At 46.2% G+C, this 24,946-nt stretch carries 25 protein-coding genes; 11 read left to right on the top strand and 14 right to left on the bottom strand.

Going from position 1 to position 24,946, the window contains the following annotated elements; translation table 11 throughout:
- Nucleotides 1-273: a thioredoxin family protein gene (locus M0P91_RS03055; RefSeq protein ID WP_295064337.1), complete on the bottom strand. Its 273-nt coding sequence runs from the start codon at nucleotides 271-273 to the stop codon at nucleotides 1-3.
- Nucleotides 273-1,940, bottom strand: coding sequence for a SulP family inorganic anion transporter (locus M0P91_RS03050; protein ID WP_295064334.1), 1,668 nt, complete (start codon nucleotides 1,938-1,940; stop codon nucleotides 273-275). The genes M0P91_RS03055 and M0P91_RS03050 overlap by 1 nt, the downstream gene beginning before the upstream one ends.
- A gap of 278 nt (nucleotides 1,941-2,218) precedes the next feature.
- Here M0P91_RS03050 and M0P91_RS03045 point away from each other — a divergent pair, with 278 nt between their 5' ends.
- On the top strand, nucleotides 2,219-2,386 hold the full coding sequence (locus M0P91_RS03045) for a hypothetical protein (RefSeq protein ID WP_295064331.1): 168 nt from the start codon (nucleotides 2,219-2,221) through the stop codon (nucleotides 2,384-2,386).
- A gap of 95 nt (nucleotides 2,387-2,481) precedes the next feature.
- On the opposite strand, the gene M0P91_RS03040 is transcribed toward M0P91_RS03045, so the two are convergent.
- The 9 genes from M0P91_RS03040 to M0P91_RS03000 form a co-directional block, all read right to left on the bottom strand.
- Entirely contained in the window at nucleotides 2,482-3,708 is a 1,227-nt protein-coding gene (locus M0P91_RS03040; RefSeq protein ID WP_295064329.1) for an MFS transporter, read from the bottom strand.
- Complete coding sequence (locus M0P91_RS03035) at nucleotides 3,692-4,645, bottom strand: cation diffusion facilitator family transporter (RefSeq protein ID WP_295064326.1); 954 nt, start codon at nucleotides 4,643-4,645, stop codon at nucleotides 3,692-3,694. Before M0P91_RS03035 ends, M0P91_RS03040 begins: the two co-directional genes overlap by 17 nt.
- Before the next feature lie 63 nt (nucleotides 4,646-4,708).
- A complete protein-coding gene (locus M0P91_RS03030) occupies nucleotides 4,709-5,077 on the bottom strand; it encodes a thioredoxin family protein (protein ID WP_295064323.1) in 369 nt (122 codons plus the stop codon).
- Nucleotides 5,078-5,089: 12 nt separating this feature from the next.
- The gene (locus tag M0P91_RS03025; protein WP_295064320.1) at nucleotides 5,090-5,794 is read right to left on the bottom strand and encodes a cytochrome c biogenesis protein CcdA; all 705 of its coding nucleotides are present in this window, start codon (nucleotides 5,792-5,794) and stop codon (nucleotides 5,090-5,092) included.
- Nucleotides 5,795-6,031 carry a thioredoxin family protein gene (locus M0P91_RS03020; protein ID WP_295064318.1) on the bottom strand — a complete coding sequence of 79 codons (237 nt, stop codon included), beginning with the start codon at nucleotides 6,029-6,031 and terminating at the stop codon, nucleotides 5,795-5,797.
- 94 nt (nucleotides 6,032-6,125) lie between these two features.
- Nucleotides 6,126-7,076, bottom strand: a complete 951-nt coding sequence (locus tag M0P91_RS03015; protein WP_295064484.1) for a permease — start codon at nucleotides 7,074-7,076, stop codon at nucleotides 6,126-6,128.
- A 2-nt stretch (nucleotides 7,077-7,078) separates the two neighbouring features.
- Nucleotides 7,079-7,483 (bottom strand): arsenate reductase ArsC, encoded by a 405-nt coding sequence (locus tag M0P91_RS03010; protein WP_295064315.1) that lies wholly within the window; start codon nucleotides 7,481-7,483, stop codon nucleotides 7,079-7,081.
- Nucleotides 7,480-7,803, bottom strand: a complete 324-nt coding sequence (locus M0P91_RS03005) for a metalloregulator ArsR/SmtB family transcription factor (protein WP_295064312.1) — start codon at nucleotides 7,801-7,803, stop codon at nucleotides 7,480-7,482. The genes M0P91_RS03010 and M0P91_RS03005 overlap by 4 nt, the downstream gene beginning before the upstream one ends.
- A 3-nt stretch (nucleotides 7,804-7,806) precedes the next feature.
- A complete protein-coding gene (locus M0P91_RS03000) occupies nucleotides 7,807-8,265 on the bottom strand; it encodes an ArsI/CadI family heavy metal resistance metalloenzyme (protein WP_295064310.1) in 459 nt (152 codons plus the stop codon).
- A gap of 124 nt (nucleotides 8,266-8,389) precedes the next feature.
- Here M0P91_RS03000 and M0P91_RS02995 point away from each other — a divergent pair, with 124 nt between their 5' ends.
- Both M0P91_RS02995 and M0P91_RS02990 read left to right on the top strand, forming a co-directional pair.
- Nucleotides 8,390-8,827 carry an arsenate reductase ArsC gene (locus M0P91_RS02995; protein ID WP_295064307.1) on the top strand — a complete coding sequence of 146 codons (438 nt, stop codon included), beginning with the start codon at nucleotides 8,390-8,392 and terminating at the stop codon, nucleotides 8,825-8,827.
- Nucleotides 8,824-10,077: an arsenic transporter gene (locus M0P91_RS02990; protein WP_295064304.1), complete on the top strand. Its 1,254-nt coding sequence runs from the start codon at nucleotides 8,824-8,826 to the stop codon at nucleotides 10,075-10,077. Before M0P91_RS02995 ends, M0P91_RS02990 begins: the two co-directional genes overlap by 4 nt.
- An 18-nt stretch (nucleotides 10,078-10,095) precedes the next feature.
- Here M0P91_RS02990 and M0P91_RS02985 read toward each other — a convergent pair whose 3' ends face one another.
- Both M0P91_RS02985 and M0P91_RS02980 read right to left on the bottom strand, forming a co-directional pair.
- The gene (locus M0P91_RS02985) at nucleotides 10,096-10,866 is read right to left on the bottom strand and encodes a hypothetical protein (protein ID WP_295064301.1); all 771 of its coding nucleotides are present in this window, start codon (nucleotides 10,864-10,866) and stop codon (nucleotides 10,096-10,098) included.
- Entirely contained in the window at nucleotides 10,863-11,921 is a 1,059-nt protein-coding gene (locus M0P91_RS02980) for an AAA family ATPase (protein ID WP_295064298.1), read from the bottom strand. Before M0P91_RS02980 ends, M0P91_RS02985 begins: the two co-directional genes overlap by 4 nt.
- A 353-nt stretch (nucleotides 11,922-12,274) precedes the next feature.
- On the opposite strand from M0P91_RS02980, the gene M0P91_RS02975 reads away from it, so the two are divergent.
- Nucleotides 12,275-13,651 carry a class I SAM-dependent methyltransferase gene (locus tag M0P91_RS02975; RefSeq protein ID WP_295064295.1) on the top strand — a complete coding sequence of 459 codons (1,377 nt, stop codon included), beginning with the start codon at nucleotides 12,275-12,277 and terminating at the stop codon, nucleotides 13,649-13,651.
- Between the two features lie 51 nt (nucleotides 13,652-13,702).
- Here M0P91_RS02975 and lolA read toward each other — a convergent pair whose 3' ends face one another.
- Nucleotides 13,703-14,215 carry a LolA-like outer membrane lipoprotein chaperone gene (gene lolA, locus M0P91_RS02970; RefSeq protein WP_295064292.1) on the bottom strand — a complete coding sequence of 171 codons (513 nt, stop codon included), beginning with the start codon at nucleotides 14,213-14,215 and terminating at the stop codon, nucleotides 13,703-13,705.
- A 118-nt stretch (nucleotides 14,216-14,333) separates the two neighbouring features.
- On the opposite strand from lolA, the gene secA reads away from it, so the two are divergent.
- The 7 genes from secA to fumC all read left to right on the top strand — a co-directional run bounded on the left by secA (nucleotide 14,334) and on the right by fumC (nucleotide 24,938).
- On the top strand, nucleotides 14,334-16,904 hold the full coding sequence (gene secA, locus M0P91_RS02965) for a preprotein translocase subunit SecA (protein WP_295064289.1): 2,571 nt from the start codon (nucleotides 14,334-14,336) through the stop codon (nucleotides 16,902-16,904).
- On the top strand, nucleotides 16,901-18,097 hold the full coding sequence (locus M0P91_RS02960) for an ABC transporter permease (protein ID WP_295064287.1): 1,197 nt from the start codon (nucleotides 16,901-16,903) through the stop codon (nucleotides 18,095-18,097). Before secA ends, M0P91_RS02960 begins: the two co-directional genes overlap by 4 nt.
- Nucleotides 18,098-18,331: 234 nt before the next feature.
- On the top strand, nucleotides 18,332-18,916 hold the full coding sequence (locus M0P91_RS02955) for a cytochrome c3 family protein (protein WP_295064284.1): 585 nt from the start codon (nucleotides 18,332-18,334) through the stop codon (nucleotides 18,914-18,916).
- A gap of 227 nt (nucleotides 18,917-19,143) precedes the next feature.
- The gene (gene mltG, locus M0P91_RS02950) at nucleotides 19,144-20,127 is read left to right on the top strand and encodes an endolytic transglycosylase MltG (protein ID WP_295064281.1); all 984 of its coding nucleotides are present in this window, start codon (nucleotides 19,144-19,146) and stop codon (nucleotides 20,125-20,127) included.
- Nucleotides 20,128-20,226: 99 nt separating this feature from the next.
- Entirely contained in the window at nucleotides 20,227-22,401 is a 2,175-nt protein-coding gene (locus tag M0P91_RS02945) for an NADP-dependent isocitrate dehydrogenase (RefSeq protein ID WP_295064278.1), read from the top strand.
- 186 nt (nucleotides 22,402-22,587) lie between these two features.
- A complete protein-coding gene (mdh, locus tag M0P91_RS02940) occupies nucleotides 22,588-23,544 on the top strand; it encodes a malate dehydrogenase (protein WP_295064275.1) in 957 nt (318 codons plus the stop codon).
- Between the two features lie 2 nt (nucleotides 23,545-23,546).
- A complete protein-coding gene (gene fumC / locus M0P91_RS02935; protein WP_295064273.1) occupies nucleotides 23,547-24,938 on the top strand; it encodes a class II fumarate hydratase in 1,392 nt (463 codons plus the stop codon).
- Nucleotides 24,939-24,946 lie beyond the last annotated feature (8 nt).

Genomic DNA, 24,946 nt, shown 5'->3' with positions numbered 1-24,946 from the left:
TTATAATTGTAACACAGGGTGATTGGTTTTCATAGCGTTTGCGGTGTCAAACGCTGCCATCACCTCTTCCAGAGTCAGCTTTTTGCCGACAGAGAGGAGTTTCCCCTCCAGTACGACACTCGGGGTGCTTTGGATACCGTAAGAGAGCATCCGGTGCAGATCGGACGTTTTCTCAAACGTAACGGTGTATTCGCAGCGTCGTATCGCCTCTTCGATGGTTGCGGCAAGTTCACGGCAGGAGTCGCATCCGGTTCCGAATAAAAGTAGGTGCATCAGTATTCCTTTGAGAGAGTGTGGTTGGCCTGCGTGAGGGCCTTGTCGATATGATTGACGATGTTATCCAAACCGATGATTTTATCAATATGCGATTGGGTGATAAAGCGGCGTACCTGCGGGTTGACCCCCGAGAGGATCAATACCGTACGGTTTCGGGAGAGACGCTCATGCAAGGTTACCAGAGCATGCAGCCCCGCTGCGTCAATGAGGGGGACATGGCGCATCCGTAAAATAAACACCTTCGGCGGGGTTTCGAAAATGAGCAAGGTATCGATCAGTTTTTCGGCGACCCCGAAAAAGAGCGGTCCTTGAATTTCGTACACCTCTACCCCGGCGGGAATCGATTTGTGACGGATGGAGTCGGGATCATCCTCTTCGCTCTCTACGGAGCGAATTTCGGTCGATTTCATCATCTGATCGATAAAAAGGATGGAGGCCAGTGCAATTCCCGCTTGAATCGCGAAATTGAGATCGACCAAGACGGTCAAAATAAACGTAACGATTAAAACAATACGATCCGCTTTCGGGGCTTGCATGATCTCACGGACATGTTTGATTTCGGACATATTCCATGCGACGACCATTAAAATGGCGGCCAACGCGGCGAGGGGAATTTTAACGATTAGCGGCGAGAGGATGAGGATAAAGAGAAAAAGCCATACCGCATGCATGATCCCCGAGATCGGGGTACGGGCTCCCGCTTTGATATTGGTCGCGGTCCGGGCGATCGCTCCGGTAGCGGGGAGACCGCCGAAAATGGCAGAGGCCATATTGGCAACCCCCTGACCCAAAAGCTCTGCATTGGGTTTATGGTGAGTCCCCGTCATACCGTCGGCGACGACGGCGGAGAGGAGGGACTCGATTGCGGCAAGGGTGGCGATGGTAATGGCATCAGGGAGGAGTAGACGGAGTTTTTCGAAGGTGATCTCCGGCCATACGGGTGAGGGGAGCATCGAGGGGATAGCGCCGAAACGGCTCTCGATGGTATCGACGTGTAGATCGAGGGCCCATACCGCCAGTCCGGACAAAACGACAACGACAATGGGGCCGGGGAGCTTCGGAATAAAACGTTTGGTCAGGAGAATGACACCGATAGAGGCAACGGCAAGGGTTACGGCGACGAAGTTGGTCTCATGCAGATGGGCAAGATAGACGGTCAGTTTGTCAATAAAATCGGGCGGAACCGCCGTAATGGAGAGGCCGAAAAAATCGCGGATCTGTGAAAAGGCGATCAGCAAAGCAATACCGGAGGTAAAGCCGACGATCACGGGATAGGGGATGAATTTGATCATCTCCCCGGCACGAAAGAATGCCATAATCATCAAAATCCCCCCCGCCATCAACGTCGCAAGGACCAGCCCCTCATACCCGTGTTTCATTGCGACCGTAGCGACGGTGACGATAAATGCTGCGGTAGGACCGCCGATCTGGTATCGGCTGCCGCCGTGTGCCGAGATCAAAAAACCGGCAACGATGGCGGTAAAAACTCCCCTTTCCGGGGGGAGATTCGAGGCGATAGCGATTGCCATCGCCAGGGGCAATGCGACAATGGCGACGGCAAGACCGGCAATGGTATCGGCACCGAAATCGTTCCATGAATAGCGTTGACGGCGAAAAAGGGTGATCAGTTTCGGCTCTAACGAGTCGTGAATAGAGCGCAACATTATGTCGGTGTCCTTGGGCAAATTAGTTAAAGTGTGTAATATCCGTTAGTTATGGAATTTTAGCACTTTTTTATTCTATCTGATGTTACGCACCTTGCCCTATCCCGTCTATCTTTAACTGTATATACGCATTTTGTCATCCCGTACTTGATACGGGATCCATCTCTTGCATTGGATTCCGTGTCGTAGCACGGAATGACGAGAGTATACCTAGTTAATAAAGTTTGGTATTAGTACTCTCCCGCATCCGGAAGATGCGGGTAGCTTTAGGGGGTTGTATGGGTGAAAAGCGTCAAAAAAGCCAACTGCTTGGCTTTTTTAGCTTTGGAACCCAAGCCGATGACACGCAGTACCGGCTGGGCCGTCCCTGCCACTTTCCGGGCAATGAGCGAAAAGTGTATAACATTAGGTCGGTTATCTCTCCCGCATCCGGAAGATGCGGGTAGCTTTAGGGGGTTGTTGGGACGCTAGTCCCTGCCACTTTACCCAAGCAAGTGTAACATGGGAATTATTCTCCCGCATCCGGAAGATGCGGGTAGCTTTAGGGGGTTGTAGGGACTTTAGTCCCTGCCACTTTCCGGGCTCTGCCCGGAAAGTGCATAACATCAGTATATAAAAGACGTTGACGCATCCGGTAAAGAAGGGCCGCCAATAGCAGCGCACCCAGTGATGAGAATGTGAAAAGGGTGGCGCTTCCGAACGTATCCCACACGATACCGCCGAGTGCAAGCGACAAGAGGGTCGCGATCCCGACAAAGGTGTAGTAGATTCCGTAAGCGGTTGCTTTGAGCTCCGGCGGTGCCGTGTCGGAGATGATCGCCTTGGCGAGCCCATTAAACCCTCCGGCAAAAAAACCGTAAATGGCGAATCCCAGCCATACACTCCAGATGCTTCCCGTCGCCATTGCCAGTGCGCCGAGTCCGAACGCACCGTATATCATCGATAAAAGGGTCCCTTTGCCGAGACGGTCGGCCAATTTTCCGATCGGGATGGCAAAGAGCGATTGGGTGAGATTGTACAGAGCATAGGCCAGTGGGATCATAGCCAAGGCAAGGGTATTTTCCTCGGCTTTGAGGAGAAAAAAGGAGTAGTTCATTGCAAAGAGACTAAAGAGGGTCTGGAAACCTACGAGCCAATAAAACGGTGCGGGGAGTGCACCGGGAGAAAAGCGTTTTGTTGCGGACGGGGTAAAGGGGGCATCGGTCACGAGAAAAATAAGAATAGCCATTGAGATAAGACCGGGGATCAGACTAATGGCAAAAACACTCCGAAACGATGCTTCGCTCTCACCTAAAAACCATAAAATGGCAAACGCACTCAATGAACCTGCCAGTGCCCCGGCTCCGTCCATCATTTTGTGAAATCCGAAGACAAAACCGCTGATCTCTTTTGGGGTAGAGGCGCTGATGAGTGCATCGCGCGGTGCGACCCGTATCCCTTTGGCCAGACGGTCACCGATACGGATCGTGGCGATCATCGTGGCGCTTTGGGCGAAAAAGGCGAGGGGTTTGATGAGATTCGAGAGACCGTATCCAAAAACAATCAGCCCTTTGCGTTTTCCAAGGCGATCGGAATAGAAGCCGGAGAGGGCGATCAGCATCGCGACTCCGAATTCGGCCACCCCTTCGATCAGACCGATTTCACTTTTGGTCGCATGCATAAAACGCTCCAGAAAGAGGGGGAGGAGGGGGAGGATCATCTCCGTCGAAAAGTCGGTGAAAAAACTGTTGGCCCCGAGGGCGATAATATTTTTATTCAGTGTGGCCATGATGATGTTCCGTATGTCCGTTGCAGTGGTTATGGCCGTTGTCACGGTATTTGAGCGTTTCAGGCTGAAGAAGAATATGGGTCGCCCCCGCATGGGCGAGATCATGGCGTAAACGTTCAATAATCATCTCAATCTCTTTAAGCTGTAGATTTTCATCCAGTACGATATGGGCCGAAAAATAGTGCTGATGGGTGGCCGGATGGATGAGATGGAGATCATGTACCTCCATTACCGAGGGGTGAGCCGTGATAATGGAGGAAAATCCGGCTATCCTCTCCGGATCACTTTTATCCATAAGACTTGCAAACGATTGGGCTATCAGTTTGCCGCTGGCCATTAAAATGACCCCCGCAAACAAGAGAGAGAGGGACGAATCGACCCATGGAACCCCCCACAAAATCATTGCTCCACCCCCCAGGACGACGGCAAGGGAGAGGAGCGCATCGCTAGCCATATGCCAGAAAGCGGCCCGGACATTCAGATCGTGATGGGGTGTTTCATCTTCATGATGGGGATGATGGAGGTGTCCTCCTAAAATAACGGCGCTGGCACTGTTGACGATGAGGGCTATGGCTGCCGTGATCATCGTCAGCCACCCGTCTACCGGCATCGGATGGATCAAACGATTCAGCGCTTCCGCCGCAACCCAGATCATTAACAGGGACAAAAAACCGGCATTGATAAAGGTTGCCATCATCTCAGAGCGGACATAGCCGTAGGTCATCGTCGCAGAAGCAGGGCGTTTCCCCAGTCCAAGAGCGATGGCTGTCACGACAAGGGCTAAAACATCGCTCAGATTGTGCCATGCATCGGAGAGGAGGGCAAGTGAGCCGCTGATAACACCGACGGTACTTTCGATGATGACGATGGCAATATTGAGGGCAATGACCAGCGCGACGCGGCGCTGATCGGGGGAAAGATGTTTTAAAACATTCATGCGTTTACTTTTTAAACTGTTTGTAATCATAATATCCAAAAGCAATACAATTTTCGGCAGCCCCTAGATTTTATGCTTGGCTAAAAACTGTTTGAGTGCATCGGTGGTAAACCCCCCGATATGACGGTCGATCTCGCGTCCTTGCGGATCATAGACGATTTGTGTCGGGATCATCTGTATCTTCATGGCACGCGCCGCATCACGCTCTTCCGCGACGTTGACGAAAAATATTTTTCGTTTGGGGTTGATCTTCATCTCGGAATAGAGGAGTTCCCCCATCTCTTTGCACGCACTGCACATCGTCGAACCCGCTTCGACCATGACGACTTGACCTTTACCTATCTCTTGTTTGACGAGAGCATAAGGGCGCGGCTGCAATTCGGCGGCGAAAAGGGAACCGCATAGAGCGATGAGGGATAAATATTTAATCATGATGTCATCCTTTTAGAGTTGTTGATAGGCTAAAGTAAAAAAATAAAGCCCGATACCGATCAGGGCAAACGAAAAAATTCTCGTCATCCAGGTGGTGACAGTAGCGATCTTAGAGTTCGACGCGACGCTTTGGGCAAATCCGACTGATACCCCCGCCGCCAGAAGTAGAAGTGAATGTCCCAACGCAAACGTCAGGACGAGAGCATAGGCATACCATTCAGGGGCGTTAGCCGCAACCGATATGATCGCTACCAAAGGGGCAGACGCACACGGCGTCGAGACAAGCCCGAAGAGCATCCCGATCAAAAATGCTCCTACATAGCGTAACGTAATAAGCCGGCTCATCCAGCGTGATTTATCGATCACTTCAGGCAGTATCCCTAGTGAGTATAGTCCGATAGCAATGGCGAGTATTCCTCCCGCGACGTACGCTTCCAGCGGTGCGATCGAGAAAAAATATCCCATTTTGGCCACCATGTAGGCGAGGATGGAGAAACTCACCGCCACACCCAGCGCAAATAGCGATGCGAAGAGATAGGTAAACCGCACCCGCTCACGGGGTGAGAGATGCGAGCTCATCCCCAACGCACTTCCCACGAGCAGCGGCACCGAGACGATGGAGCAGGGGGCGAGTGACGTGAGGGCTCCGATACTGAACGCTCCGGCAAAGACCAATGCTCCGTGCGATTCGAGCAGTCCTAAAAGAAAACTCTCCATTTAGTGCGCTTTGATCAGATCGACGATCTCAGGGACACTGAGAAGTTTCCCGGTGCTGATCACTTTACCGTCGATCACCAGCCCCGGGGTGCTCATGACTCCGTATGCCATGATTTTCATAATGTCTTCGACTTTTTCGATTTGGGCAAATTTTCCGCTTTGCGCCACCGCTTGTTTGGTCGCCTCTTCGAGGGCTTTGCATTTGGCACACCCTGTCCCTAAAATTTCGATTTTCATATTATCTCCTACGATATATTTCTGCCTCGATAGAGGCAAGCTTCAGTGCCATAGCGGCCAGCGTAGCTGAGGGGGTTTTACTCCCTCAGCGTTCTCATAATAGTGCATTAAACAGATATCCGACGCCCATTATCCCAATTGTCACCGTACCGAAAAAGATGGCGATGAGTTTCAGACTCATGACCCGCTTGAGGATCATCGCTTCGGGAAGCGAGAGTGCGGTGATCGCCATCATAAACGATAACGCCGTCCCCATCAGCATCCCTTTGGCGGTGAGCACTTCGATGAGCGGCATCACCCCTGCAGCGTTAGAGTACATCGGCACCCCCAACAGTGTTGCCAGAGGTACGGCAAACGGATTATCCGCCCCCGCGACGGAGGTGATGAACTCGGTGGGGACATAGCCGTGGATAAACGCCCCCGCCCCGACACCGATCAAAACATAGAGCCATATTTTGAGGAGAATATCGAAAGTATACTCCCATGCCTCTCTCAATCGTGTATCAAAGGCAACCTTTTGCTCATGCGCTTTGATCTCCCCCTCTATCGGTTTGACCTCGATCAGAATCTCATTTTCCAGTCCGAGCCGTCCGATGATGATCCCGCCGAGTATGGCGACGAGAAGACCGAATCCGACATACAACGCCGCCACTTTCCACCCGAACATGGACAATAGCATTGCGATGGCAATTTCGTTGTTCAGCGGTGCGGAGATGAGATAGCTAAACGTCACCCCCAACGGGATTCGTGCTTGTAAAAATCCCAGAAAAAGAGGAATCGCCGAACACGAGCAAAATGGGGTGATGATCCCGAACAATGCCGCGAGGACATTTCCCGTATACTCGTGCTTTTTACTGAGATATTCCCGTACCTTTTCGGTAGAAAAATACGATCTGAGCAGCGTCACCGCATAAATAATGATGGTGAGTAAAAAGAGAATCTTCACCGTATCGTAGATGAAAAAATTGAGCGCGTCGGAGAGTTTCTCCCCCTGAGGCATGTTTAGCCATTCATAGACGAGGACGTTGACGCTCTCCTGCCACATCATCAGTCACACAACTCGGATTGGATGATCGGCAAAAGTGTTGCTTCGATCAGAGCAAGCGTTTTAGCGTACTCTTCCACTTTTTTACCGCTTGGGTCTTCAAACGCAACATGGATCGTTTTAACGGCCTTTGGGAACATCGGGCAGGTTTCGTGGGCATGATCGCAGACGGTGACGACGAGATCAAACGGGGTATCGATAACGGTATCGATCACTTTGGAGTGGTAGTCGTCTCTCCAATATCCTTTGGATTCGAGAAGCGCTTGGGCGTTCGGGTTTACTTTTCCACTGGCTTTGACGCCGGAGCTTTGGGCATACACGCAATTTCCCATTTTTGCATTGATGAGCGCTTCGGCCATGATAGAGCGGCAGCTGTTGCCGGTGCAGAGGATAAGGATATTTTTCATAGTTTACAGTCTCCGGTTTGTGATAATTTTTGTAAAGGGGGGAGTTCGATCCCCAGACAACGGATTTCAGCCAGCGCTTCGCTGCGGAAACGGTCCAGCGGAGAGCGGATGGAGTAATAGCCCCACGTGCCGCACCGATCGACCCGCAAAAATCCCCCCTCCTTGAGGATTTTCAGATGCCGCGACAATCGTGATTGGATCATCCCGAAACTCTCCTGCAGATCGCAGACGCACAGCGGTCCGTGAGTATCCAGAAACGCGAGGAGTTTGATACGGGTTTCGTCGTTCAGTGCCGATACGGTAGCGAGAAAGTTATCCATGCTTTAGCAGCAGCTTTGGGTAGCAGACCATTTTTTATCGGCGGAAAATGATGGGGTACAGCATCCGACACCGCCGGTAAAGCTGTCTCCGCCGAATACGTCGATCTGCTCAGAGGTATGATAGTTTTCCCAAATGATATTTTGCGGATCCTGCACCCAGTATTTTTTCGATGCGGCATAACAGCATTGAGCCTCTTCTTGCTTTTCTCCGGCGATCTCCGCATTGACAAGCCGTTTTTCGATGACGTCGAGCTCTTCGTCATTGCCGACCTGAAGACCCAGATGGTTTAGCCCGACTTCGGTACGCCCTACCGAAAGTGCAAAATTGATAGTGGGATCATCGAGGAGCCATTGAAGATAATCGGGTTTGACTTTTGTCGGTTCGCAACCGAATAAAGCGGTATAAAATGCACGGCTTTCATTCAAATCTTTGACACTGATATGCAGATGCAAACGTTTCATCTTGAAATCCTTTGGTGATATTTGTCGGAAGTATAGCGAAACTAAAATACAATATCAAGATATATTGATTTATTAAATTTTATTCTGCTATAGTGTCGTTATCACAACAATCAAGAGGAATTCCATGTTGAAAGTTTTATTCGTATGTGTTCACAACAGCGCACGGAGCCAAATGGCAGAGGCATTTTTTAATCAATATGCTCAAAACAGTGACAGTAGCGAGAGTGCCGGAATCGAGCCGGGTAAACTGAATCCTTATGTTGTCCGCGCGATGGCGGAAAAAAATCTCGATATCTCAAACAATGAGACCAAAGGGGTGTTTGCTCTCTATAAAGAGGGGCGAACCTTCAGTCATGTCATTACCGTTTGTGATGCCGAAGCGGCACAGCGTTGCCCGATTTTTCCGGGAATCAGCCGTATTATCATGTGGAGTTTTCCTGATCCTTCGACATTTGTGGGAAGCGATGAGGAGATGATGGAACAAGTCCGCGTCGTGCGTGATACCATTGAAGCGAAAGTTAAAGCGTTTATTGCCAATCCAATTGACGAGAATACTCTATGATTTTAGCCGTTGCACTTTTTTTGGTGACCTTAGTTTTTATTATTTGGCAACCGCGAGGATTGCAGATCGGCACGACGGCAGTCGTCGGTGCCGCTCTAGCGGTAATCCTCGGAGTCGTAAGTCTGGATGACGTGTGGACGGTCACCTCTATCGTCTGGGATGCGACACTTGCCTTTATCGGCATTATCATCCTCTCGATGGTACTCGATGAGATCGGCTTCTTCGAATGGGCGGCACTCAAAATAGTTCGTTTGTCGAAGGGTAACGGAAATCTGATGTTTATCTATATGATGATTCTAGGAGCATTGGTAGCGGCATTTTTTGCCAACGACGGGGCAGCGCTGATCCTCACTCCGATTATTTTGGCCAAGATGAAATATCTCAAGCTCAACCCCGTTGCGATGTTCGCATTTTTGATGGCGGGAGGATTTATCGGCGACAGTGCTTCCAATCCTCTCGTGATCTCTAACCTCACCAACATCGTGACGGCGGGGTATTTCGGACTCGGATTCTGGGAATACGCACGGACGATGTTTCTCCCCAATCTTCTCAGTATCATCGCCTCGATCGTCGTATTGTGGCTCTTTTTTCGCAAAGACATCCCGACCCATATCGATGTCGACAACCTCGCCACTCCAGAGAGTGCCATCAAAAACATGACGATCTTCCGCCTCAGCTGGTGGTTCTTGGGACTACTCATGGTCGGGTATTTTATCGGGGATGCGTATCATCTCCCTATCTCGGTATTTGCCCTCGGCGGTGCGCTCGTATTTTTAGCCATCGCGACTTACTTTAAAGCGACGAAACCGATTATGACGATCAAAGCAGCACCGTGGCAGGTGGTATGGTTCAGTATCGGACTTTATGTCGTCGTCTACGGTCTTAAAAACGGCGGGCTCACCACCTATCTCGCAGGGGTGATTATGGAGCTTCAGAGCATGGGTAACGTCTATGCCGTGATCGGCACGGGATTCCTCTCCGCGATCCTCAGCTCGGTGATGAACAACATGCCGACCGTTATGATCATGGATATCGCGATTGCCGAGGCCGGAAACAGCGCATTGGCGTATGCGAACATCATCGGATGCAATCTGGGGCCGAAAATGACCCCGATCGGATCACTCGCGACCCTTCTTTGGCTCCATGTTTTGGCGCAAAAAGGGGTCAAAATCGGATGGGGCGAGTATATGAAAGTGGGGCTGGTGATTACACCGCCGGTATTGTTGGTAGCGTTATTGGGGTTAATTTAAGAGTAACAGAACAAGAAGTTATCGAAAGATAGTATGTAATATAGGAGGCACAAAAGAATCCTTTTCCATCTCTATGGCTAGATCTTTAGCAATGTCACTTTCAGAAGGGGGGTTATTAAAGATTTTATTTTTTAGTTCTTTAAAAATCTCTTTCCCAGGTAAGAGCTTACGTGGCAAACTATCGTATTCTTCTTTCCATATTTGTAAGTATGTTGTTTTAATCTCATCAATTTTTGTATTAACTTCGGTATAGTTGTGATCAAGTTGAGACAATAGTACATCAATTAAGTCACCTTCTGATGGCAATTCAGTATTTTCAAGCTTAGAGATACGAGGGAATTTATCTAAATGTGTATTGATTTTAAATTGCAAAAAATCGGCTAAAAATCGGACTCTTTTTGCAAGAATAATTTTATTTATTTCAGTTGATATATTTGCTTTTTTTCTGAAATATGGTAATTTTTCTAAGTAGGTTTGATTCAGAAAAAAATTTTCTATTTCATGAACATCTAAAAATTTAATGCTATATTTTGATTCAATCTTTGCAATTTCATCATCTGTTCTAAAATCTCTGTCGATAAGACAAAATCCATTTTCAATCAATCGGGTTTCTGCAAAGCATAATAAGGTATTGGATGAGCCTATCGGTTTAAATTCGAATTTATTTGCATTAACACCCAAAAGCGTTTTATAAAATATTACATCAAGACTCTGTTCTCCACCTTCACAGAAGACAATTTTCCGGTCACCCGCAGTTGTGTCTGTCTTATAGCCGCGACTTACTTTCATTCTTCTTCCTTTTGAAGCTCAAACAGTTCTGATTCGCTTGCAGATTGATGTATTTCACTCGAATGTGTAGCTAAAAATAGTTGTGAATTTGGGAAAATTTGATGGATAGCATAAAGTAAAATTGATTGCCATTTTGAATGTAAATGAAGTTCCGGTTCATCAATAATCAAAATCGAGTTACTAATAGCTTTCGTACATAAAAATGTAAAAAATGCGATAATTTCTCGTTCTCCTGAACTTAGTTGATCAAGATCGACAACACTTCCATCTTCATTTTTAATCATCAATCTGTAATCTTTTATATTATCGGTTCGGGATAATTGTTCTAAAAAATCTTTTTTAGGAAAAAATATTTTGAAAGATTGTTTTATTTTTTCTAAAATTGCATCATTTTCAGAGGTAATAGCTTCTACTTTTTTGTCTGTAATTAAATTTACAAGATACTGTTTTACAGTTTTATAGTTATTTTCAAATTGTAAGCTCAGCGATGGAAAATAATTATCTCGTCGATACATTGGATGGCGAGGGCTTCTTGCATAACGCGTTCTTTCTCGAAATGCTTCGTCTTCAATACGCTCTATTTCACTCCAATCACCTGCACTTTGCACAGTACTTGGATTTAATAACCGATATGAAGATAAATAAGTAAATGAGCCAAAAAAATCACTTGATAATTTATGATCAATTGACCATTTTAAACCTTCTTTTTGACTGTATGTTAATTCACCTTTTTTTATTTTTTCGTGGTCAATAATTTCAATGACAATATGAAATTCTTTTTCTTTATTGTATATCCACTCACTTCCTAAGGAAATATAGTCGACCAGAAAGTCTTCTATGCGTTTTAAATCATTTTTTTCGTGATAAGCTGATGCAACGATTAGGCAAAGATAAATTGCTTCAAGTATTGTACTTTTGCCTGAACCATTTACTCCATAAATAACGATATTATCTAATAATTTTTCAGTATTATTTGGATAAGTGAAATCTAGTGCTAATTCTTTTATCCCTTTGAAATAATTAATAACGAGACTTTTAATTTTAATTTTTGCCATCTTATCAGCCTTTTCTGCTAAATTATAGTGATTATATCGAAAGTAATGAAAAGTATTTGCATTATTTGTACGAACTGAATTTTATAAATTATGGAAGAAAACCCCTCCGTTGGCACTTTGTGTAGAGGTGGGAGAGGTGTGTTGAGAGAATTATCACTAAAACAAGCTTTGGAATTTAACATGCACACTGCAATAGATCCTATTGAGACTTAAAATGTGCGCATTCATGCTCAGCAACAAAAAAATATTGCAAAGATTAGAGCAGATTTAAAATCAGCTCGTTTAAACGGGCAAATTGGTATAAGCAGTAATAATTCAGTAAAATAGCAAACTTTATTACCGTTAGGATCACCATGGCTTCATCTCAATGCGCACTTCAAGGCGTTATCGCACTCTACAGCGATCTGGCACAAAATCCTGATAAAGATTTTGGATGGGACAAAGGCTTGATAAATGCCCGAAACCACGGCTACAAAGAGGAGTGGATCGAGAAACTCCCTACGGCGATGTGGGACTATTGTGCCGCAGTCGGCAATCCTTTCTCGCTCGGGGAATTTCCTGAAGGTTTAACCGTGTTGGATTTGGGATGCGGTGCGGGTGTCGATCTGTGTGTTGCGGCATTACTCGTGGGTGAGAGGGGAAAAGCCATCGGGGTGGATATCACGCCGTTGATGGTTGAAACCGCACGCCGTCACGCCAAAGAAGCGGGTTTAGAGAATGTCGAAGTGATGGAGGGTAATCTTGAAAATATCCCCATTGCAAACGAAAGCATCGACATCGTCATCTCCAACGGCGCGATCAATCTCGCATCCTCCAAATCCAAGGTATTCGAAGAGATTTTCCGCGTCCTCAAACCTGAGGGCAAACTCTATTTTGCCGATATGATCGATATATCGGAGGGGAGCTGCACCACATCGTGCTGCTCACAAAGCGCTTCAGAGGGGGACTGGGCCAACTGTGTGGAGGGAACCCTTAAAAAAGAAGCGCTGACCCTGATGATGAGCGAAGCGGGGTTTGTAAGCGTCGAGTGCATGGGAACCAACCACTACACGACTGCCCCGACCACTGCGGGAGCGACGTTTCGCTCAACCAAAGGGGACGGTAACGTCAAGCAGCGCCACTGGGAAAACGTCTACACGACCAAAGATGTGAGCAAAGTAGGGTGGTATCAACAAGAGCCCTCAATCTCCCTCGCACTGCTGCAAAAAATAGGCTCGACGCCCAAAGACGTGGTTATCGATGTCGGGTGCGGTGCTTCTGCATTGGCGGATCGTCTGATCGAGAGGGGATACCCCGATATTACGCTCCTCGATATCTCATCAAACGCGCTGGAGATCGTCAAACAGCGGCTCGGTGCATCTGCGGATATTCCCCATTACTGTGTCGGAGATGTGTGCGCTTTTACGTCGGAAAAACACTTCGATGTATGGCATGACCGTGCGGTGTTTCATTTCCTGCAAAAAGAGGAAGAACAAAATGCCTATATGGAAACGCTGCACAATTCACTCTCTCCAAAAGGGTACGCCATAATCGGTACGTTTGCGGTAGACGGTCCTGATAGTTGCAGCGCATTGCCGGTGCGTCAGTATGATGAAGAGCGGATGAAAAAACTTATTAAAGAGCGTTTCGAACTCCTTGATGTCATCGAAGAGAGACATATTACACCAAGCGGCAGTAAGCAGAAATACTGCTTTTTCGTATTACGTCCGATGGAGAAAAGTGGGGTGTAGCGGACATCTGTCCCCGCCACTTTACGGGCTATGGGCGGAAAGTGCGTAACGTCAGTTAATGATATCAAAATCAGCGGGGATGGTCGGTTTGAAGCGGGAGGGGTCGATATTTTTGTTTTGGACGGGTGAGAGAAACTTGATGGTTACACGGTTGTCGTATCCGTCGGTATAGCTGATACTGCTGAGGAGCTCATTATGAAAGACGATAGCGTAGGTTTGACCCTTGACCGTGGCACTGTAGTGTTCATCATTGAGACGTTTCGCTTTTTGGATGATTTGTAAAAAATCGATCTCGTTATCGAGAGAACGGAGGGTTACTTGCTCAATTACGGGTTCAATGACCGTCACTTTATTTGCGTTGACATAAACACTTTTCTGAATCGGTTTTTGGTAAATCCAGAGGGCATTTTGCGGTTTCGAAGCCCAAAGCTCCCCTTTATAGAGGATAGTTTTGCCGTTGTCGTCGATAATCGTCTGTTCGAAACGGGAATTAAATGAACTCAGATCTTTCGGAGCGGCATATAAAAATGCTGAAATCAGCAAAAAGACGGGGAAAAAACGCACAAAAACTCCTCGATTGTAATGATTGTAACATTGTATCCAATGCTCATTAACCAAAACAATAGATTTCCTATGCTAAAATCAGCGACTTTTTAAATATTGCATATAATGAAGGCTTTTAATGATCCAATCGCTCGTCGGAAAAATCTTCGGAACCAAAAATGATCGTGAAATTAAAAAATATATCAAACGTGTTGGACAAATCAACGCGCTGGAGAGCAAATATTCGGTATTGAGTGATGAAGAGCTTCAAAATGCATTCAACGCTTTAAAAGAATCGGTTCTCGTTAAGACGAAAACATTGGACGATGTTTTAATCGACTCTTTTGCCATTACGCGTGAAGCGAGCAAACGGGTTCTCGGGATGCGCCATTTCGATGTTCAGCTGATCGGTGGGATGGTTTTGCATGAGGGGCGTATCGCCGAGATGAAAACGGGGGAGGGGAAAACGCTGGTCGCTACCCTTCCGGTTGCTTTGAACGCGATGAACGGCGAGGGGGTTCACGTTGTGACGGTAAATGATTATCTGGCCGGGCGTGACGGAACCCAAATGTCGGCTCTGTACACTTTCCTCGGCTACACGACAGGAATTTTGCTGGAAGGGGGATACGACCCGGCTAACAAACGTCTCCAGTATGCTGCCGACATCACCTACGGTACCAATAATGAATTCGGATTCGATTACCTGCGCGACAATATGACCTATTCCAAAGAGCACATGGTTCAACGTGCCCATTCGTTTGTTATCGTCGATGAAGTAGACTCGATCCTCATCGATGAGGCACGGACACCGTTGATCATCTCCGGTCCGACGAACCGCACGCTGGAAAATTACATTCATGCCGATACGGTAGCCAAAGCGCTGGTCAAAGAGGAGCATTTTACCGTTGATGAAAAAGATCGCCTTATTTTGACGACGGAAGAGGGGATTGCCCGTGCGGAGGAGCTCTTTGGAGTCGGGAATCTCTACAGTATCGAAAATTCGGCATTGTCTCATCATCTGGATCAGGCACTTAAAGCGAACTATATTTTCGAACGGGACGTCGATTATGTGATTCAAGACGATCAGGTTGTGATCGTCGATGAATTTACCGGACGCCTCTCCGAAGGGCGCCGCTATTCCGAAGGGCTCCATCAGGCGCTTGAAGCCAAAGAGGGGGTCGTGATCAAAGAAGAGACCCAGACGCTTGCCGATATCACGTTTCAAAACTATTTTCGTATGTACGATAAAATTGGCGGGATGACCGGTACGGCACAGACCGAAGCGACCGAATTCGCTCAGATCTATAATCTGGATGTTATCTCGATTCCGACCAATGTCCCGGTTATTCGTCAGGATCTTAATGACCTTATCTATAAAACGGAATCGGAAAAATTTGATGCCGTTATCGCCAAAATCAAAGAACTGAATGGAAAAGGGCAGCCGATTCTGATCGGTACCGCATCGATCGAAAAATCGGAAAAGCTCCATTTGCTTCTAAAAGCCGAAAAAATGGCACATACGGTTCTTAATGCAAAAAATCACACCCAAGAGGGGGAGATCATTAAGAATGCCGGTGCGAAAGGGGCGGTGACGATTGCGACCAATATGGCCGGACGGGGTGTTGACATCAAAGTCAGCGATGAAATAAAAGCATTGGGCGGATTGTATATCATCGGAACCGAGCGGCATGAAAACCGTCGTATCGACAATCAGCTGCGCGGACGTTCAGGCCGTCAGGGAGATCCGGGGACAACGCAATTTTATCTAAGCCTTGAGGACAGCTTGTTACGTATTTTCGGTTCGGACAAAATCAAAGCCATTATGGAGCGTTTGGGTGTCGAGGACGGTGAATACATTGAATCGGCCATGGTGACGCGAGCCGTCGAAAAAGCGCAGAAAAAAGTGGAGAACATGCACTTTGAGGGGCGTAAACATATCGTTGAGTACGATGATGTTGCCAACGAACAGCGTAAAATCGTTTACAAGTTTCGCGGTGAACTGCTTGACCCCCATTACCATATTGCGGATAAAGTTGATTTGATCCGCTCCGAATACGTTGACCGTACCGTTGCATTGTGCGGTATTTTTGACGGAATTCCCGAAGATGAAATTGAAATCGAGCGTCTTGTCTTGATGCTAAGAGAAGAGATGAATGCCGATATCGAAGCCTCCGATTACAGCGAAAAAACATTTGATGCGATTCGTGAGACAACGTTGAAAATGTTGAAGTCGCAATACGACGAAAAAATGGCGGTTGTGGATGAGACGCTTCGTTCCAATATCGAACGAGAAATCTATCTTAAAACACTCGATACCGCATGGCGTGAACACCTTTATCAGATGGACAGCATGAAAACGGGGATCCGTTTGCGTGCATACAATCAAAAAGACCCTTTGGTTGAGTACAAAAAAGAGAGCTATAATCTCTTTAGCGAATTGGTCGAAACCATTAAATACGATACGATTAAAACGCTTCATATCATCCGTTTCAAAGTGGACAGTATTGAAGAGGAAGCGGCAGCATTCGCACGAAAACTAGAGTTAGAGAAAAAGCAAGAAGCGTTTCAAATGTCTCTTAATCTGAGTGAACACGATGAAAATGAAGAGAAAAAAATTGCCCGAAACGATGAGTGCCCCTGCGGAAGCGGTTTGAAATACAAAAACTGCTGCGGAAAATCAGGACCTAAAAAAGGGGTATTTGCCTCTTGAGTATCGTCTCGTATCTGGTCAAACGCTTTTTACGTTTCGATAAGGAGCAGCCGTTTATTTTCCTCTCCGCACTCCTTGCTTTTTCGGGGATTGCCCTTGGGGTAATGGTATTGATCATTGCGATGGCGCTTATGAACGGTTTCGACAATGAGTTTAAGAAGAAACTCACCGTCATGAATTATCCGCTTACGATCCAGCCAAAATTTTACGGTTCAACCGATGCCGCCTTAGTGACAGCACTGCGTACACAATTCCCCGACCTCTCCTTCAGCCCTTACGTCACTTCAGCCGTTCTTTCGCGCAATAACGATCAAATGGAGGGGGGTTACCTCTTCGGAGTCGATTTTAAAGCCGAAGGGGAGGTCAATTCGGTTGTTAAAGAGGGGATGAAAACGGGCACGCCCAAAGGGTTTGAGGTGATGATCGGCAAAAGCCTCAAAGAGGAGTTTGTACTCACACCCGGTGATAAACTGACCTATATTTTCACCCAAATGGAGCCGGGCGGACTGGCACTCACCCCCAAGATCAAACGTTTCAAAACCGTTTCGACGTTTAATTCGGGATTAAGTGCTTACGATAAGGGTTTCTCTTATACCTCCCTTGATGCCTTGCAGCGGATATTGGGGGTTCCTGAAAATCTTTATGACGGTATCCATGTATTTTCTCCTAATCCCGAAGTTGATATCGTCCGCATTGGTGCGGTTTTGCCCAATACCGTATCGATACGGGGGTGGTGGGAAGATAACGGCAATTTTTTTGCTGCTCTGAAAATGGAAAAGATGTCCCTTTTTATTGTGTTGATGCTGATTATTCTGATTGCCGCGATTAATATTATCTCCTCGCTTCTGATGACGGTAATGAACCGTCGGAGTGAAATTGCTTTATTAATCTCATTGGGGGCTTCGAAACAGGAGGTTAAAAAAATATTTTTGACCCTCGGGATTGTGATCGGGTTTTTTGGAATTGTGACGGGGACCCTATTGGGCCTTTCGGGAATATGGATATTGGGGACATTTGAGATTATCTCCCTTCCCGCTGACGTCTATCCTACGTCAACTCTCCCGCTGGATCTGAATCTTTTTGACCTTTTTTCCATTATCAGCGGTGCTTTTGTCATTGTCCTCCTCTCCTCCTGGTATCCGGCCAAGAAAGCTTCGGAGGTGGATATTTTGACGGTCTTGCGAAATGAATAGTTACGTTGTTTTGGGAAAAAATCTATTCGTATAAAATAATATTATAATAGACATAGGTTGTTCAAGCATAAAATTTATTTATACCTAAGTGCGTCGTTATTACAATACGTCTTAACAACTCAAAAAAGACAATATATGTTTGATTTCAACTCTTTAACAAAATCTGTTCTTCTTATTGCCTTTTTGAACACCAGTCTATTTTCCGTTTCAAATATTCGACTCACGAAACACAATTTGGTAGCTAAAATCGGAATGCTGGAAGCGCAGAATGAAGAGTTATGTGTTTTTTGTCACACTCCCAATACGATAAAAGGGGGAAGCGGAGAGATTCCCGCCTGGAGTAAACGTATCACGCTGGAATCATTTAAAATATATTCGGCGGCAGAGCTTATCTCAAACGACTCTCCGGAATCTTCTAACCCCTCGATGGCCTGCCTTAGTTGTCATGACGGCATTAACGCGATCAATGTTATCGCAAATGTCCCGGGTTTGACAGAAGGAGTCACTTTAAGCCGAGAGAGCAACCTTGCTCAACCGAGGGATATTTTGTCGATGGCGGTGAGCGGACCGGTTACTATGAAAATCAGAAACGATATAAATCACCCCATCTCCGTCGAATACACCACCGGGAAAGCCAATTTAAAAATGACCAATTCACCCCTCATCGGTTGGGCAGGTGCAGACTCCATCAGTGCTTTACTCCGAAACAATAAAGTAGAGTGCGGAAGTTGCCATGATCCGCATGAAGCGACCAATGCAACGTTTCTTCGCGTTTCGAATGCAAATGCGGCATTGTGTACCGGCTGTCATGCTAAGTAAACCCTTCGTATTTTTATTCGGGATATCGATCCCTCTTTAGAGAAGTGTCTGAAAAGCACTCCAAGCGGGTGATTGTAGCCCGAAAATAGCTGATTTTCACTCTATTACGAGATAATTAATGGGATGGGCTAGAGAAAAATCTCCCCATTTAGGTATAATCCCATTTATCGGATTCCATCTATTCTATGATGATCACGCCATTACCCTCCACTTATAAAGCGATAATTGTGAAGAAAACAGCTAAAAAAATCAAAACAATCAAAAAAGTAATTAAACCCAAAAAGAAGAGTTTGAAATGGATGGCGGGTGTTGTTGCAGGTATTGCGGTGATTGTAACCCTCTACCTCTCCTCTACGGTCACTTCGCCTAAAACGGTCTATATCCCGCAAGGTTCTGTCTTTAAGTGTGTCGCCCATCTTCAAAGTGAAGGGGTTAACCTGTATAAAATCGATGCTTTGATTTTACGCCTTATCGGTAAGCCCCAGCAGGGTTGGATTGATATCAAGGATGAAAAGCTAACCCGATTCGGATATTTGTACCGTCTTACTACGGCAAAAGCGGCTACCCGTGTAATAACGCTGATCCCGGGCGAAACGACCGCACTTTTTTTGGAACAGATTTCAAAAGAGCTTCATCTGGATCTGGAGAAACTGAAACATGCGTATGAGACGTATGCCCCCTCACGGGAAGGGAATTTTGTCCCCGATACCTATAATATTCCTAATAGTATTACAGAAGAGAAACTGATCCGATTTCTATTAAATAGGTCAGAAGAAACCATGAAAAAATGGTCGAGAGAACTAACAGGAGGGTATGATAAAGATAAATGGTTACAAATTGTAACAAAAGCTTCCGTCATACAAAAAGAGGCCGCTTCACAAAGCGATATGCCGCTGGTAAGTTCCGTAATCGAAAATCGGCTGAAAGAGGGGATGCGATTGCAGATGGACGGAACGTTGAATTATGGAGAATATTCCCATCAAAAAGTAACGGCACTTCGGATCCGAAGCGACAAAACTCCCTATAATACGTACAAATACAAGGGTTTGCCGAAATCATCCGTTTGTAATGTAAGCAAGAGTGCCATCGTTGCCGCGATCCATCCGAAACAGACAAATTACCTCTATTTCGTTCGCGGAAAAAATGGGGAGCATATCTATAGTAGTTACTTTTCTACACACCGCAAAAACATAGTAAATGCTACAAAATGAAACATTTTTGCAACTTTTTTTCTCGTGCTAATCGACAAATAGAAAAAAAGATGAAGTAAGTGTTATGATGCTTGAATAAAAAAATAACAGGAGAACCTGATGGCAAAAATCATTTGGTCAGTAATTGATGAAGCTCCGGCGTTAGCGACATACTCGCTACTTCCAATCGTAAATGCATTCACACAAGCGGCAGGTGTAGAAGTTGTCACCAGTGATATTTCATTAGCAGGACGTGTTCTTGCGGCAATGGGTCTTGCAGAAGATGAGCTATCTAAGCTAGGTGAGGTTGTTTTTCAAGAAGATGCAAACATTATCAAGCTTCCAAATATTTCAGCTTCTGTTGGTCAATTGAAAGATTGCATCGCTGAACTTCAAGGTCAAGGGTATGATATTCCTAACTACCCTGAAAATCCGGCTAATGATGAAGAAAAAGCTCTCCAAGCCAAATATAGTACATGCCTGGGTTCAGCGGTTAACCCGGTTCTACGTGAAGGTAACTCAGACCGTCGCGCGGCCAAAGCGGTTAAAAACTTTGCAAAGAAAAATCCGCATAAACTTCGGGCATTCTCTGAGAATTCGAAAGCGTATGTTGCGCATATGGAAGGAAAAGGGGATTTCTACGGAAATGAGAAATCGGTAACTTCTGCAAAAGATCAGAAAGTGACAATTGCTCTTAACGGTAAAGAGTTGAAAACCATCAATGCACTTGCCGGTGAAATTCTTGACGGTACATTTATGTCAGTTTCTGCACTTAAAGCTTTCTATAAAAAGACCATTGAAGATGCAAAAGCAAATGGCGTATTGTGGTCATTACATCTTAAAGCAACCATGATGAAAATCTCTGATCCGATTATGTTCGGTTATGGATTTGTAGCATTTTTCGAAGATGTATTTGCAAAACATGCAGATACATTTAAAGAGTTGAATGTAAATCCAAATCAGGGTATGTCGGATTTAGAGAAAAAGATCAAAGGTCACGCCAAGGAAGCTGAGATCAAAGCTGACTTTCTGGCAGTACTTGAATCAGACTCTCCAAAACTGGCAATGGTTGATTCGGATAAAGGGACGACCAACTTCAATGCTTCGAATGACATCATCATCGACGCTTCGATGCCGGTAGTTGTACGTGAAGGTGGAAAACAGTGGGACAGAACGGGCGCTGCATGTGAATGTGTTGCCGTTATTCCGGATTCAACGTACGGAATGTTTCATGCCGAGATGGTAGCGGATTGTGTAAAACACGGTCAATACGATGTAACCACTATGGGTACCATGCAAAATATCGGTCTTATGGCTCAAAAAGCGGAAGAGTACGGTTCTCACCCGACAACTTTTGAACTCTCAGAAGCGGGTACTGTAACGGTTAGCGCTGAAGACGGTACAGTATTGATGAGTTTTGAATGTGAAGCGGGCGATATCTGGCGTATGTCCAGAGCAAAAGATATCCCAATCAAAGACTGGGTACGATTGACGGTTGAGAGAACAAGAATTGAGGGGATCCCTGCCGTATTCTGGTTGGATGAAAACCGTGCTCACGATGCTGAGATGATCAAAAAAGTTAAAACCTATTTGGCTGATTATGATACCGCTGGTTTGGATATTCAATTCATGGATATTACGAGTGCGACACGTTTCACTAACACACGTATCCGTGAAGGTAAAGATACTATTGCTGTAACGGGTAACGTTTTACGTGACCATTTGACCGATATGTATCCGATCCTTGAGCTTGGTACATCGGCTAAAATGCTCTCTATCGTTCCATTGCTTGCAGGTGGCGGTTTGTATGAAACCGGTGCGGGCGGATCGGCTCCTAAACACGTTGAGCAGTTCTTGAATGAAGGACACCTTCGCTGGGATTCACTCGGTGAGTTTTTGGCATTAGCTGAGTCTTTGCGTTTCCTTGGAAACAAGCACTCCGATGCGAAATTGGTGGCATTGACTGCAGGTCTTGACAAAGCGAACGATGCTTATTTGGATAACTCAAAAGAGCCTGGACGTAAAGCGGGCGAGCCGGATAACAAAGCGTCGCATTTCTATGTAGCTCAATACTGGGCTAAAGCACTTGCTGAAGGGGATAACGCTGAATTGGCCGCTAAATTTGCGCCGGTTGCTGCGTCACTGGTTGAGAACGAAGCAAAAATCATGGAAGAGCTTCTTGCCGTTGAGGGCAAGCCTCAGGATATCGGTGGATATTTCCATCCGGATAACGCAAAAGCATCTGCAGCAATGCGTCCATCTGCTACACTTAACGCGATTATCGACGCGATTTAAGTACTTTTCCGGCTTTGCCGGAAATCGTTTTTTATCTGCAGAGTTTACTCTACAGATAAAAGACGATAAACTCGTCTTAGACTATTTGCCCTTGACCGTATGCTTATGAATATTTTCACTGGAAAGTAGTATTGAGTATATTGGAAGAAATAGGGTGATGCCAAATATGACACCAGGAGTACGAAAATGGTTAAAGGAAAACGTGTCGGAATCGTAGGAGCCGGAAACGTCGGTTCTACTATCGCTTATTCACTTGCAATGAATGGGTCATGCCACGAAATTATCTTGCGCGATAATAAAATTGAAATTGCTAGAGGTAAAGCTCTGGATATGTCACAAGCCGCAGCAGCGGTTCGTAGCCACTCTGTCGTTATTGTTGCTGAGAGCATGGCGGATATGACCGATTGTGATGTTGTCGTTATCACCGCAGGGAGTCCCAGACTTCCGGGGATGAGCCGAGACGATTTGTTGATGATTAATGCGAACATTACCCGTGAAGTCATTGTCGGTGTAGCCAAATACTCTCCGAACGCTATTGTCATTATGGTTTCCAATCCGCTGGATGCAATGACCTACGTTGCTTTAAAAGAGAGTGGATTTGACCGCAACCGTGTTATCGGGATGGCAGGGATCCTTGACAGTGCCCGAATGGCCGCTTTCATTCAGGAAAAGCTTGGGTACGGAGGGGGACAAATCCGTGCCTCCGTAATGGGAGGTCACGGTGATGATATGGTACCGTTGCCACGCTATTCGACAGTAGCTGGGGTTCCGTTATCGGATCTCTTGAGTGCTGACGAGATTGAGGAAGTAGTTCAGCGCACACGAAAAGGGGGGGCAGAAATTGTAGCACTTCTGCAAACCGGATCGGCTTATTATGCACCGGCTAAGTCAACCGTTATTATGGTCGAAGCGATTTTGAAAGATACGAAGCAGATTCATCCGTGTGCCGTTTATCTGGAAGGCGAATACGGATATCATGATGTAGTCAGCGGCGTGCCGGTTATGTTGGGCGCCAACGGTGCCGAAAAAATTATTGAAATCACCCTTGACGATTCCGAAAAAGAGATGTTTGACAAATCATGTTCATCGGTTCAATCTTTGATTGACACCCTTAATTCTAATAATTTTTTTGAAGGAGAGTAAGTATGGATTTTCGCGTAGAAAAAGATACAATGGGTGAAGTTCGGGTTCCGAATGACACTTACTGGGGAGCGCAGACTCAGCGTTCTTTAGAAAATTTCCAGATTGGCGAAGAGAAGATGCCGTATGAAATTACCCGTGCATTTTCCTATTTGAAAAAAGCGGTTGCATTGGTCAACTGCGATCTTGGGATGCTTAGCAAAGAGAAAGCCGATGCCATTGCACAGGCAGCTGATGAGATGCTTGAGGGTAAACTTGATGAGCACTATCCGCTTGTCGTATGGCAAACCGGTTCGGGAACCCAATCGAACATGAACAATAACGAAGTGTTGGCTTCTCGTGCAACCGAGATCCTCGGCGGTGATTTCCGTACCCAAAAATTGGTTCATCCGAACGATGATGTCAACAAGTCGCAAAGTTCGAACGATACCTATCCGACCGCGTTGCACGTAGCCTCGGTTATTGCTGTCGAAACTCGCCTTCTTCCGGCAATTGAGCATTTACGTAAAACATTGCAAGCAAAAGCAGAGGGATTCAGTGATATCGTCAAAATCGGACGTACCCATTTGCAAGATGCAACTCCGTTAACATTGGGTCAAGAGATTAGCGGATGGGTAGAGATGCTCAATAAATGTGAAAAGATGGCGAAGGATTCTCTCGAATCGGTTCGTGAGCTTGCCCTTGGCGGTACGGCAGTCGGTACAGGGCTGAACGCTCATCCTGAACTCGGGAGTCGTGTTGCTGCTAAATTGAGTGAGCTTACGGGACACCAATTCATTACCGCTCCGAACAAGTTTCATGCGTTGACATCACACGACGCCCTTGTGTTTGCTCATGGCGCGCTAAAAGCACTGGCAGCCGATATGATGAAAATTGCCAATGATGTCCGTTGGCTAGCCTCCGGGCCGCGTTGCGGAATCGGCGAAATTACGATTCCTGAAAACGAACCGGGTTCATCGATTATGCCGGGTAAAGTGAACCCGACGCAAAGCGAAGCGGTCACGATGGTCACCTGTCAGGTGATGGGGAATGATGCGGCAATCGGTTTTGCGGCAAGCCAAGGAAATTTCGAGCTGAACGTTTTTAAACCGGTTATCGCCTATAACTTTTTGCAATCGGTCCGTTTATTGGCCGATTCAATTGTCTCGTTTAACGACAACTGCGCCGTTGGAATCGAGCCGGTACGGGATCAAATCGATCACTACCTAAATAATTCGTTAATGTTGGTGACGGCATTGAATCCGTATATTGGATACGAAAATGCGGCGAAAATCGCCAAAACCGCACACAAAGAGAACTCGACGTTAAAAGCGACTGCCGTTAAACTCGGATTGTTGAGCGAAGAAGAGTTTGATAAATATGTCGTCCCCGAAGAGATGACAAGACCGATCGCGTAAATTTAAAA

The sequence above is a fragment of the Sulfuricurvum sp. genome (assembly GCF_023229695.1).
GTDB lineage: Bacteria > Campylobacterota > Campylobacteria > Campylobacterales > Sulfurimonadaceae > Sulfuricurvum.
Note: the sequence above shows the minus strand (reverse complement) of the source record. Positions and strands in the feature narration are given on the sequence as shown.